The following is an 11,944-nucleotide window of genomic DNA, read 5'->3' on the forward strand; positions in this document are numbered from 1 at the left end:
GGTCCCACATCGCAAGGTAGTCATGGGGCATGAGCAACGACGGCGACGGCACCGGCCCCAACGGGCGTGTGATCGGCGGACGTTACCGGCTGGTCGAGCGCATCGGCTCCGGCGGCATGGGCACCGTCTGGCGTGCGCTCGACGAACTGGTCGACCGCGAAGTCGCCGTCAAGCAGCCGCGGCTGCCCGGCGACCCGGAGGACGCGGCCCATCAGCGCGCCGCCCACCGGCTCTACCGCGAGGCCCGCGCCGCCGCCCGCGTCGACCACCCGGCCGCCGTCTCCATCCATGACGTCGTCGTCGAGGACGGGCTGCCCTGGATCGTCATGGAGCTGGTCCGCGGCGAGTCCCTGCACGAGGTCCTCCAGCGCGGGCCGCTCGGGCCCGCCGAGTCCGCCCGCATCGGCTTCGCCGTCCTCGGCGCCCTGCGGGCCGCGCACGACGTCGGCATCGTGCACCGCGACGTCAAGCCCGCCAACGTCCTGCTCGGCCGCCATGACCGCGTCGTCCTCACCGACTTCGGCATCGCCCACATCCAGGGCGAGGAATCCCTCACCGTCAGCGGCGAGTTCATCGGCTCCCTGGAGTTCATCGCACCCGAGCGGATGTCCGGCCGCGGCGTCGGCCCCGCCTCCGACCTGTGGTCGCTCGGCGTGCTGCTGTACGCCGCCGTGGAGGGCTGGTCGCCCTTTCGCCGTACGACCCTGGAGTCCACGCTCGCCGCGATCCTCGCCGCCGATCCGCCCGAGCCGAAACAGGCGGGGCCGCTCGGGTCGTTGATCGTGCGGCTCCTGGAGAAGGATCCCGAGCGGCGGCCCGGCGCGGACGAGGTCGGCGCGGCGCTGGAGGCGGTCGCGGAGGGGTGGCCGGTGCCGGAGCCCTCCGGGGGATCGGCGGTGGCGGGACCGCAGGACGCTTCGGGGCTGCGGGAGTTCGCGGAGGACTCGGGGACGGTACGGCTGCTGGGTGCGGCGGTGAGTGAGCCGGCGGATGGAGCGGCGGACGGACCGGCGGACGGGCCAGCGGGGGAGCCGGGGCCCGAGCCGTCGGCCGGAGGGACGTCGGGGTCGGCGGCCGGGGCGGCCCCGCAGCCGGCCGACGGGCCGACATCCGAGTCCTCGTCCGACGTCACCTCCTCCACAGTGACCACGCCGCCCGCTCCGAAGCGCAGGGGCCACCTCCTCCTGCGCCCCATCCCCGTCGCCGTCCTGGGCGTCCTCCTCGTCGCCGGCACCTGGTTCACCACGTCCTCCTTCCTCGTCGACAAGGGCGACGACCGCACGGAGATGAACCCCACCCACAGCTCGGCCCCCTTGGCCCCGGCGCGAAGCCCCAGCCCCACCACGCCCACCGCCACCCCCGGCGGCGGCACCTGGATCACCCACGCGGAGAAGGACATGAACGCCGTCCTCTCCCTCCCCGCCGAGTACAAGGAGATGGCGCGCGAGGGCAGCGCCACCGACCAGCCCCGCCTCGTCGTCTACGACATCGGCCTCGTCCAGGTGCGCCTCACCCAGTGGGACAAGTCGCCGGGCCCGTTGCTGGACCAGGCCGAGCAGGCGCAGGAGACCTGGAACAGCTACAACCACGACGCGAGCGGCCAGTACACCCGTACGAGCTTCAAGGGCTACGACGCCGTCCTCGTCGACACCACCTACGACATGGAGGAGTCCCCGACCCGCTGTATGCAACTGTTCGTGGTCACCGCCGACGACCGCATGTACGAGCTGCGCGTCGACATGCCCAAGGGCACGCCCTCGGAGAAGAAGGGCACCGCCGTCTTCAAGGGCGCCCGTGACCGACTCGAGATCGAGTGATTCGGCACTGCGTCGGCAACGCCCTGATCAGCGCATTTGTTGCCAGTGGTCACTGGCGGCATGTGAGCACTCGGTGAATCCGCGTTACCGACGGGTACACAAAGGCTCCGCTCCGGCATACCCTGCGCCTCATGACGGACGCGCAGGCCCCGGCCAAGACCGGCACGAACCCCCTCGCCCCCGCCCCGGAGGGCGCCCGCACCGCCGCCGACGTGGTCACCCCCGAGCTGGTCGCCCAGCTCACCAAGGGCGTGGCCGGCTCCGGTCGTACCGCCAACCACACGCCGTTCACCGGCGAGAAGCTGGCCGACCTGCCCGAGTCCACGCCCGAGGACGTGCACAAGGCCTTCGACGCGGCCCGCCGGGCCCAGGCCGTCTGGGCACAGGTCCCGGTGCGGCAGCGTGCCGCCGTCCTGCTCCGTTTCCACGACCTGGTGCTCGCACGCCAGGCCGAGGTCCTCGACCTCATTCAGCTGGAGACCGGCAAGGCCCGCCTGCACGCCCACGAGGAGGTGCAGGCCGTCGCCGTCGCGGCCCGCCATTACGGCCGTAAGGCACCGTCGTATCTGAAGCCCAAGCGGCACACCGGCGCCGTGCCGACCCTCACCAAGGTCACCGAACTGCGCCACCCGCGCGGAGTCGTCGGCCAGATCGCCCCCTGGAACTACCCCCTGGAGCTGTCCGTCGGCGACGCGCTCCCCGCCTTCGTCGCGGGCAACGCGGTCGTGATGAAGCCGGACACGGAGACCTGCCTCACCGCGCTCTGGGCCCGTGACCTGCTCATCGAGGCCGGCCTGCCCGCCGACGTCTTCCAGGTCGTCCTCGGCGAGGGCCCGGTCGTCGGACCCGAGGTCGTCAAGCACGCCGACTACGTCTCCTTCACCGGCTCCACCCGCACCGGCCGCGAGGTCGCCCAGGGCGCCGCGGCCCGCCTGGTCGGCGTCTCCCTCGAACTCGGCGGCAAGAACGCCATGCTGGTACTGGAGGACGCCGACATAGAGAAGGCCGCCGCGGGCGCCGTCCACGCCTGCTTCTCCTCCGCCGGCCAGCTCTGCATCTCCATCGAGCGGCTGTACGTCCACGAGTCCGTCGCGGACGCCTTCGTGGAGCGCTTCGCCGCCCGCACCAAGGCGATGCGGCTGGGCACGTCCCTGGCGTACGGCGCCGACATGGGCTCGCTGGTCGGTGAACGGCAGCTGGAGACGGTCACCCGGCACGTGGAGGAGGCCGTCGCCAAGGGCGCCAAGCTCGTCGCGGGCGGTGTGGCGCGCCCCGACGTCGGCCCGTACTTCTTCGAGCCGACGATCCTCGACGGCGTCGAGCCCCAGATGACCGTCTGCGCCGAGGAGACCTTCGGCCCGGTCGTCTCCATCTACCGTTTCAAGACCGAGGACGAGGCGATCGAACTCGCCAACTCCACGCCGTACGGCCTCAACTCGTCGGTCTGGACGAAGGACGGCCGCCGCGGCCGCGAGGTCGCGTCCCGTCTGCGCACCGGCACGGTCAACGTCAACGAGGGCTATGCGCCCGCGTACGGCAGCGTCCAGTCGCCCATGGGCGGCATGAAGGACTCCGGCCTCGGCCGCCGCCACGGCTCCGAGGGCATCCTCAAGTACACGGAGGCCCAGACGGTCGCCCAGCAGCGCCTGCTGCCGATGGCCCCCTCCCTGGGGATGGACGACGAGAAGTACGCGCAGTTCATGAGCCGGAGTCTGCGGCTGATGAAGGCCCTGCGCTTCAAGTAGGCCTTTCGTTCTCAACGAGGAGAGCATGTGTCACAGGACACCTACGACTACGACGTCATCGTCGTCGGCTCGGGCTTCGGCGGTTCCGTCACCGCCCTTCGCCTCACCGAGAAGGGCTACCGCGTAGGTGTCCTGGAAGCCGGCCGCCGCTGGACCCGCGAAAGCCTGCCGAAGAACTCGTGGGACCTGAAGAACTACCTCTGGGCCCCGAAGCTCGGCATGTACGGCATCCAGCGGATCCACCTGCTGGGCAACGTCATGGTGCTGGCGGGAGCGGGCGTCGGCGGCGGCTCCCTCAACTACGCCAACACCCTCTACGTACCGCCGAAGGCCTTCTTCGACGACCCCCAGTGGCGTGACATCACGGACTGGCAGGAGGAGCTCAAGCCGTACTACGACCAGGCCCGGCGCATGCTCGGCGTACGGCTCAACCCGACGATGACGCCCTCCGACGTCCATCTGAAGGCCGCCGCCGAGCGGATGGGCGTCGGTGACACGTTCCACATGGCGCCGGTCGGTGTCTTCTTCGGGGACGGCAAGGACGCGGACGGGGAGGCCAAGGCCCGTCCGGGCGGCGAGGTCGCCGACCCCTACTTCGGCGGGGCGGGCCCGTCCCGCAAGGCCTGCACCGAGTGCGGCGAGTGCATGACCGGCTGCCGGCACGGCGCGAAGAACACCCTCAACGAGAACTACCTCTACCTCGCCGAGAAGGCGGGCGCGGTCGTGCACCCCCTGACGACGGTCGTGTCGATCACGGACGACTCGCAGGGCGGCTATGCGGTGGCGACCCTGCCGACGGACCGGAAGAAGAAGGGCGAGGGCCGGCTCTTCAAGGCCCGCAAGGTGGTGCTGGCAGCCGGCACGTACGGCACCCAGACGCTCCTGCACCGCATGAAGGCGGGCGGTCAGCTGCCGTATCTCTCCTCCAGACTGGGCGAACTGACCCGCACCAACTCGGAGGCCCTGGTCGGCGCGCAGACCGACAACCGGCGCTACCGCAAGGCGACGGGCACGCCGAAGGTCGACTTCACGCGCGGGGTCGCCATCACGTCGTCCATCCACCCGGACGAGAACACCCACATCGAGCCGGTCCGCTACGGCAAGGGCTCCAACTCGATGGGCGGCCTGTCGATCCTCCAGGTCCCGTACGCGGAGGGCCGCTCACGGGCCGGCGCCTGGCTGGCGAACGCGGCCCGCCATCCCCTCCTCGTCCTGCGCTCCCTCTCCAACCGCCGCTGGTCGGAGCGGACCATCATCGGCCTGGTGATGCAGTCCCTGGACAACTCCCTCACGACCTACCTGAAGCCGGACGGCGTCGGCAAGGGCCTGCTGACGGCACGCCAGGGCCACGGGTCCCCCAACCCCAAGCAGATCAAGGCGGCCTCGGAGGCGGCGTCGGCGATCGCGGCGGACATCAACGGCTTCGCCGGCTCCAACGTCGGCGAACTCATGGGCACCCCCCTCACCGCCCACTTCCTCGGCGGCTGCCCCATCGGTTCCTCCCCCGAGACCGGCGTCATCGACCCGTACCACCGCCTGTACGGCCACCCCGGCATCTCGGTCGTCGACGGGGCGGCGGTGTCGGCCAACCTGGGCGTGAACCCCTCCCTGACGATCACCGCGCAGGCCGAGCGGGCGATGTCCTACTGGCCGAACAAGGGCGAGGCGGACCCGCGCCCGGCGCAGGGAGCGGCGTACGAACGCCTCAAGCCGGTCGAGCCGAAGTCACCGGCGGTCCCGGCGGAGGCGTTCGGGGCGTTGAGGCTGCCGTTCCTGGGGATGCCGGCGGTGCCGCCGAAGAAGTAGGAGACCGGTCAGCCGAACGACCGACAGACGGAGAAGGACCTGCACCCCCCTCCGAGCGCAGGTCCTTCTCCGTCTTGCGTTGAGCTTTGGTGAGGCTCAGGCCTCCGCACCGGCCTTGCGGCGGCGCATGGCGAACACGACACCCGCACCGGCGACGATGGCGACGCCACCGACGGTCGCGATGACCGGGAGGTTGGAGCTGGAGCCGGTCTCGGCCAGGTTGCCGGTGATCTCCTGGACCTCGCCCTGCGGCTTCTTGCCGTCGATGCCCGAGGGCTTCTCACCGTTCGGCTCGGCGTCGCCGGGGTTGCCCGGGTTGCTGCCCGCGGCGAGGACGGTGAACTCGTAGAACTCACCGTTGCCGTAGCAGGCGGCGTCCTCGCCGGCGTAGATCGCCTGGCTCAGCGCGAAGGACGAGCCGGCCGGGGCGCTCTTCTTCACGGACACCCGCAGTTCCAGGGTGGCGGAGGAGTTCGCCTCCAGCTTGTCGAGGGAGGCGACGAAGCTACCGGTGAAGACGGTCTTGCCGTTCTCGTCCTCGTACTGGTCCTGGTAGGCGCTGGTCCACTTGCCGTCCTCCTTGACCTGGATCACGGCCAGGTCGGAGTACAGCGAGTCGTTCACGTCCTCGTCCGCGTACTCGGTGAGCGCCTCGATCCAGACGTTCTCCAGGTCCTTGTCCGAGTTGTTCGTGGCGACGAACTCGAAGTTGTGCCAGCCCGAACCCGCGACGATCTTGCTCGGCAGGCCGGAGATCTCGGCCTTGAGGTTGTCGTCGAGGTCGAACGTCTCGCAGTCCTCGTACGGGTTCCACTCGTCGTCGCCCTCGGAGGGGGTGCTCTCCTCGGGAGCCGGGGTGGACTCCTCGCCGGCCGGGGTGCTCTCCGTGGCGGTGGGGGTGGCGGACTCGGTCGGGGCGTCGGTCGTCGGCGCCTCGGTGGTCGCGGCGTCGGTCGGCGCCTCGGTCGTCGGCGTGTCGGTCGGCGCCTCGGTGGTGGGCGTGTCGGTCGGCGCGTCGGTGGTCGGCGCCTCCGTCACGGTCTCGGTGGGCGTCGTGGGGTCGTCCGTGGCGAACGCGGCCGGCGCGGACAGCAGCGCGATCGGCGCTATGACAGCCGTCGTGGCTGCGGCGGCCAGGGCGCGGCGAAGCTTCATGAAGACCTCGAAAGTCCGGAGTGCTGCGACGACGCAACACGCGAGTAAGGGAGGCCTCCGCGTGTGGGGCGCGGGTTGTGGCCCGTGATTCGCAGGGTTTGATCAGCGACGGCTGTGAAAGGTTGTGCACCCTCTAACGGATTTCTTATGTGGCCTGCATCACAGTCGGGGATTCTCTGCCCGGCGGTCCGGAGCTGACGTACGCTCAGCCGGCCGACAGTCCCCTGAGAGGAAGCCCACACCGCCGTGACCGAGAAGCCCTCCGAGGGGTCGTCCATATCGGACGAGGAATGGGAGAAGTTCGTCCAGGACGCCGAGCGGGATCGTTCCTCCGCCCCGAAGGAGCCCTCCGCCCGCGCCCGCATGGTCACCGAGCGGCTCCGGCAGCAGGAAGCCAGGGGTGAGCTGCCCGCCGGATGGCGTACCGGCCCCGCCCGGCAGGAGATGAACGGCCGGGCCACCCGGCGCCGTCGCCGCTGGGCGATCGTCGGCGTGCCTCTCGCCGTCGCCCTGGCCGTCGTGGCGGTACGGCCCTCGCTGATACCCGGCGATCCGTTCGGCAGCGCCGCCTCGTCACCGAAGGGCGGGGCAGCCTCGCCGCTCCCGGCGGAGACCGCCGCCCCGACGGCCGCGCCCGGATCCGCCGATCCCGCCGTCCCCACGGTGGCCAGGCCGTTCGCCGGCTCCCCGGCCGAACGCTGGGCCGACGGCGAGGCCGGCATCGCACTGCCGAAGGCCACCCCGGTCGGCACGCTGTCGCAGGGACAGGTGGAACAGGCGCTGCGACAGACCAGAAGGCTCCTGGTCGACGCCAACCTCGACCCGGCCACTCTGCGGGGCGAACGCCCGGAAACCGCACTCGGCGTCATCGAGCCCCGCCAGACGGAACTGCTCGACCTGCTGACCACCGCGCTGCGCAAGCCGGACAAGGACCACGATCCCCTGTGGATGTTCAGCCGCTTCGACCCCGACGAGGTGCGGCTCGCCGGTGATGTCGTCAAGACGCGCGGACGTATGACCTTCAAGGAGGGTGAGCACGCCTCCGTCGTCGTGCACGCCGACTACACCTTCGTCTACCCGCTCGTCCGCGAGGGTTCGACCGAGGTGGCCCGCACGATCATCCGCCGGGTCCTCGACGTCGAGCTCTCCGACCCGACCCGATACCGGGTCACCCCGGGGAAGATCACCGTCCGGCGCCACGACCAGGAGGTCGGCAACTCCGCCTGCGACGTGTACGACGGCTATCTGCACCCGCATTTCGACTCGGCGCTGCCCACCGGCGCACCCCCCTCCGGCCCGACGACGGACCCGTACGACCGCAGCAAGGAGATCGACGCGGACCGCGCGGCGGAGTGCGGCACCGTCTCCCGCACCTGACGCGTGAGCCGACGGGCATGAGAAGGGCCCCGCGGGCAGGAGCCGCGGGGCCCTTCTTTCGTCAGCACCGACGTCAGGGCAGCATCGGTGCCTGGGAAGCGGCGCCGGGGGGTTGCGCCGCTGGTCCGGTAAGGCCTTGTGTGCCGAGGTCTCGACCTCTGGCAGTGCCGCCACGCACGGGTGCGCGTCGGTTTCTACGCATCGTGGTGGATGGAAGCGGCCACCGCAACCGCTGGACCGAGCCTTGTACGTCTTCTTGTACTTCGTAGATCCTTCTTGCACTTCCGCCGGCCGGCCCCGGGCGTCCCCGGAGCCGACCTCTCTTGGGTGACCGGGCTGCTGTCCCCTGCCGTCCGGTCACTTACCTGGAGCGAGGTCCCACGGCGCACGGCACGATCCGTACGCCTCATCGCTCCAGCGAGCCACGCGTGGTTCTTTCGGGCCCGTGCCTGGCTGGCACGGACACCGGTACCAACGAAGGGCTGCGGGAGGCGTCACGCGCCGTACGGGTGAGAGGGGCCCCGAACTCAGATGCGACCGCGGCACAGTTCGAGCAGCGTCATGGCGAGGGCCGTGCCGGGCTTGCCGAGGGCCTCGCTGTAGTGGCTGAGGACCTCCATCTCGCGGGAGAGGTTCACGCGCCGTCCACCGGAGGTGATGCGCGCCTCCTGGATCACGGCGGAGACGGCCATCCGTTCCTGGATCAGGCCGATGATCCGGTCGTCCAGCGCGTCGATGCGTCCGCGGGCGCCGGTGATCAGGTCGGCGGCCTCGGCGGTACGGGCGCCGGTCACGTCGATGGCGGTCATGGGGGCTCCTCCGTCTGTCGGGGTGAGGTGCCCCGGAGCGGCAGGATCCGGGAAAACACCAGGCGCCCCGGACCTTGTCGGCCCGGGGCGCCTGGGAAGTCGCTTGTCAGTTGCTCAAGCAGCACGACCATGGCAGCCGGTGGGCCCGGTGCCATAGGTAAAGAGGAAGGTCGAGTGCGTGAGCATGGGCTCAGTATGCAGGGGCGGCGGGGGATGGCCAACCCGGTTCGCATCCTGAGACGAGCGTGCCTCGCAAGAGACGAGCGGGGCCTTCCTCAGCGCCGGTCCGGGCATTTCAGCCCGTCCGGCGTTCGAGGACGAGGCCCTTTCGGGGCCGGAGCGGGGGTCCGGGGGCGGCAGCCCCCGGGACGGGACCGTCCCTGCAGTCACCCCGGTAGAATTGGCCAGCACAGAGACCCCGCCCCACCGCCGGAAGGCTCCCGTGTCACCAGCGACCCCCGCTGCCGCCGCCCCCGACACCGTCCTGGTCGTCGACTTCGGCGCGCAGTACGCCCAGCTCATCGCCCGTCGCGTCCGCGAGGCCCGGGTCTACAGCGAGATCGTGCCGAGCACCATGCCCGTCGAGGAGATGCTCGCCAAGAACCCGGCGGCGATCATCCTCTCCGGCGGCCCCTCGTCGGTGTACGAGGAGGGCGCCCCCCGCCTCGACCGCGCGCTCTTCGAGGCCGGTGTCCCCGTCTTCGGCATGTGCTACGGCTTCCAGCTGATGGCACAGTCCCTCGGCGGCACGGTCGACAACACCGGCGCCCGCGAGTACGGCCGTACGGATCTCCACGTGTCGAAGTCGTCCTCGACCCTGTTCGAGGGCACCCCGGCCGAGCAGCACGTGTGGATGTCGCACGGCGACGCCTGCTCCGCCGCCCCCGAGGGCTTCTCCGTCACGGCCTCCACGGACGTCGTCCCGGTCGCCGCCTTCGAGAACGACGAGAAGAAGCTGTACGGCGTCCAGTACCACCCCGAGGTCATGCACTCCACGCACGGCCAGCAGGTGCTGGAGCACTTCCTGTACCGGGGTGCCGGCCTGCAGCCGAACTGGACCACCGGCAACGTCATCGACGAACAGGTCGCCGCGATCCGCGAGCAGGTCGGCGACAAGCGGGCGATCTGCGGTCTGTCCGGCGGCGTCGACTCCGCCGTGGCCGCCGCCCTCGTCCAGAAGGCCATCGGCTCCCAGCTGACCTGCGTGTACGTCGACCACGGCCTGATGCGCAAGGGTGAGACCGAGCAGGTCGAGAAGGACTTCGTGGCCGCGACCGGCGTGCAGCTGAAGGTCGTGGACGCGGAGGAGCGGTTCCTCAAGGCGCTCGCCGGGGTCTCCGACCCCGAGGAGAAGCGGAAGATCATCGGCCGCGAGTTCATCCGGGTCTTCGAGCAGGCCCAGGCGGAGATCATCGCGGACGAGGGTCCGGCGGTCGAGTTCCTCGTCCAGGGCACCCTCTACCCCGACGTGGTCGAGTCCGGCGGCGGCACCGGCACCGCCAACATCAAGTCCCACCACAACGTGGGCGGCCTCCCCGAGGACCTCGAGTTCCAGCTCATCGAGCCGCTGCGCAAGCTGTTCAAGGACGAGGTCCGCATGGTCGGCCAGGAGCTCGGCCTGCCGGAGGAGATCGTCCAGCGCCAGCCGTTCCCGGGCCCCGGCCTCGGCATCCGGATCGTCGGCGAGGTCACCAAGGAGCGCCTGGACCTGCTCCGCGAGGCCGACGCCATCGCCCGCGAGGAGCTGACCGCGGCCGGCCTCGACCGCGACATCTGGCAGTGCCCGGTGGTGCTGCTCGCGGACGTCCGCAGCGTCGGCGTCCAGGGCGACGGCCGCACCTACGGCCACCCGATCGTGCTGCGGCCCGTCTCGTCCGAGGACGCGATGACCGCCGACTGGTCGCGACTGCCGTACGACGTCCTCGCCAAGATCTCGACCCGGATCACCAACGAGGTACGGGACGTCAACCGCGTCGTCCTCGACGTGACCTCGAAGCCGCCGGGGACGATCGAGTGGGAGTGAGCCCTTCGGGGCTCAGGTCCGCTTGAGAGTGCGCACCGGCTCTCCGGGCTTCCAGACTTCGACGACGAGGTACTTGTCGTCCTCGACGTAGGTCCTGACGACCTCCGTCAGCTCGGTGCGGAAGAGGTGGAACGGCTCCGGCGGTTCCACCTCTTCGCCGTATGCGGCCTTCGTCTCCGGATCGTCGATCTCGATCGCCCGACCGCTGATCCGCACATCCCCGCCGCCCATGCCCTGCCCCTCCCCGGGGTTCGCCTGCAGCGCGAAGCGCGGGTCGCGGCGCAGGTCGAGGGCCTTGAGCGAGTCCGGCATCATGCCGAGCCACAGCTCGCCGTTCAGGAAGCGGACCTCCAGACCGGTGGTGCGCGGGGAGCCGTCCTTGCGGAGGGTGGCCAGGACGTGGTGGGTGAAGGCGCCGAAGCGCTCTTCGACGATCTTCGCGAGCGCGGGTTCGGCGGCGGCGAAAGCCGCCCAGTTCGCTGTCATACGGCGAGTGTGACGCCGATACCCGACATCTGCTGTCGGGTATCCGGGGTGTCGGCCCCTGACGGCGGCGTCATGCCGTGTACGGCACCGGCCGGACGTACCTCTCCCGGCCCGCCTCGTCGCGGACCGGCGTGCATCCGGCGGCCGTGAGCCGCTGGGCCAGCTTCGCGCGCCGGGTCGTGTTGATGCGCAGGGCGCCCAGCAGGCACGCCGGTATCAGGACGGCGAGCGGGAGCAGAACGGCGTACTTGCCGGTCAGGGGGGCCATGAGCAGGAACAGGGCCGCGAGGGCCCCGGCCATGGTGAGCAGCCGCTTGCGGTCGCCCACCGCGCCGAGGGAGTCGTACTTGATGAGCGTGGCGAGCAGGTCGACGTCCGGCTGTGCCTCGGGGAGCGGAGTCAGCGAACCCGGCTGCATACCGGGGACCGGGCCACCCGCGCCCGCCTGCGGGAACGCGGCCGCGTTGGCCGCCGCCCGCTGCTGCGCCCGGGGGTCGGCGTCGCGGACCAGGTAGACGTGCAGGGACTTGTTCTCGCCTTCGCGGCGCACGTCGGCGTACCGGAAGCCGTAGCACTCGGCGATGTACGCGAGTGCGCCGAACGTCTGCAGCTGGGCGTACGGGTGGACGATCTCGACGACGTCCTGGGAGGCGATCTGGCGCATGAGGGCGGTGACGCGGCGGTCGACGAGGCTCACAGGGACTCCCGGCTGAAAAGTGACGCTGA

At 70.8% G+C, this 11,944-nt stretch carries 9 protein-coding genes; 5 read left to right on the forward strand and 4 right to left on the reverse strand.

Going from position 1 to position 11,944, the window contains the following annotated elements; all coding sequences use genetic code 11:
- Positions 1–29 precede the first annotated feature (29 nt).
- From ACIBU0_RS21200 to ACIBU0_RS21210, 3 genes are all read left to right on the forward strand, one after another.
- Positions 30–1,817, forward strand: a complete 1,788-nt coding sequence (locus ACIBU0_RS21200) for a protein kinase (protein ID WP_398820424.1) — start codon at positions 30–32, stop codon at positions 1,815–1,817.
- 131 nt (positions 1,818–1,948) lie between these two features.
- On the forward strand, positions 1,949–3,562 hold the full coding sequence (locus ACIBU0_RS21205) for a succinic semialdehyde dehydrogenase (protein ID WP_398820426.1): 1,614 nt from the start codon (positions 1,949–1,951) through the stop codon (positions 3,560–3,562).
- Positions 3,563–3,589: 27 nt separating this feature from the next.
- Positions 3,590–5,368 carry a GMC family oxidoreductase N-terminal domain-containing protein gene (locus tag ACIBU0_RS21210; protein WP_398820429.1) on the forward strand — a complete coding sequence of 593 codons (1,779 nt, stop codon included), beginning with the start codon at positions 3,590–3,592 and terminating at the stop codon, positions 5,366–5,368.
- Between the two features lie 96 nt (positions 5,369–5,464).
- On the opposite strand, the gene ACIBU0_RS21215 is transcribed toward ACIBU0_RS21210, so the two are convergent.
- Positions 5,465–6,523, reverse strand: coding sequence for an LAETG motif-containing sortase-dependent surface protein (locus ACIBU0_RS21215; RefSeq protein WP_398820432.1), 1,059 nt, complete (start codon positions 6,521–6,523; stop codon positions 5,465–5,467).
- Positions 6,524–6,769: 246 nt separating this feature from the next.
- On the opposite strand from ACIBU0_RS21215, the gene ACIBU0_RS21220 reads away from it, so the two are divergent.
- The gene (locus tag ACIBU0_RS21220; protein ID WP_398820435.1) at positions 6,770–7,900 is read left to right on the forward strand and encodes a hypothetical protein; all 1,131 of its coding nucleotides are present in this window, start codon (positions 6,770–6,772) and stop codon (positions 7,898–7,900) included.
- A gap of 527 nt (positions 7,901–8,427) precedes the next feature.
- Here the strand turns inward: ACIBU0_RS21220 and ACIBU0_RS21225 are convergent.
- Positions 8,428–8,709: a chorismate mutase gene (locus tag ACIBU0_RS21225; protein ID WP_398820438.1), complete on the reverse strand. Its 282-nt coding sequence runs from the start codon at positions 8,707–8,709 to the stop codon at positions 8,428–8,430.
- A gap of 442 nt (positions 8,710–9,151) precedes the next feature.
- On the opposite strand from ACIBU0_RS21225, the gene guaA reads away from it, so the two are divergent.
- The gene (gene guaA / locus ACIBU0_RS21230; RefSeq protein ID WP_398820441.1) at positions 9,152–10,732 is read left to right on the forward strand and encodes a glutamine-hydrolyzing GMP synthase; all 1,581 of its coding nucleotides are present in this window, start codon (positions 9,152–9,154) and stop codon (positions 10,730–10,732) included.
- A 12-nt stretch (positions 10,733–10,744) separates the two neighbouring features.
- Here guaA and ACIBU0_RS21235 read toward each other — a convergent pair whose 3' ends face one another.
- Positions 10,745–11,218 carry a pyridoxamine 5'-phosphate oxidase family protein gene (locus tag ACIBU0_RS21235; protein ID WP_398820444.1) on the reverse strand — a complete coding sequence of 158 codons (474 nt, stop codon included), beginning with the start codon at positions 11,216–11,218 and terminating at the stop codon, positions 10,745–10,747.
- Between the two features lie 70 nt (positions 11,219–11,288).
- Positions 11,289–11,915, reverse strand: coding sequence for a hypothetical protein (locus tag ACIBU0_RS21240; RefSeq protein ID WP_398820446.1), 627 nt, complete (start codon positions 11,913–11,915; stop codon positions 11,289–11,291).
- Positions 11,916–11,944 lie beyond the last annotated feature (29 nt).

Source organism: Streptomyces sp. NPDC049627 (genome assembly GCF_044465645.1).
GTDB lineage: Bacteria > Actinomycetota > Actinomycetes > Streptomycetales > Streptomycetaceae > Streptomyces.

Excerpts from the sequence above, each read along its gene's own strand:
- ACIBU0_RS21215 (WP_398820432.1), bottom strand. The coding sequence starts at position 6,523 with ATGAAGCTTCGCCGCGCCCTGGCCGCCGCAGCCACGACGGCTGTCATA.
- ACIBU0_RS21200 (WP_398820424.1), top strand. The coding sequence starts at position 30 with ATGAGCAACGACGGCGACGGCACCGGCCCCAACGGGCGTGTGATCGGC.
- ACIBU0_RS21205 (WP_398820426.1), top strand. The coding sequence starts at position 1,949 with ATGACGGACGCGCAGGCCCCGGCCAAGACCGGCACGAACCCCCTCGCC.
- ACIBU0_RS21225 (WP_398820438.1), bottom strand. The coding sequence starts at position 8,709 with ATGACCGCCATCGACGTGACCGGCGCCCGTACCGCCGAGGCCGCCGAC.
- ACIBU0_RS21235 (WP_398820444.1), bottom strand. The coding sequence starts at position 11,218 with ATGACAGCGAACTGGGCGGCTTTCGCCGCCGCCGAACCCGCGCTCGCG.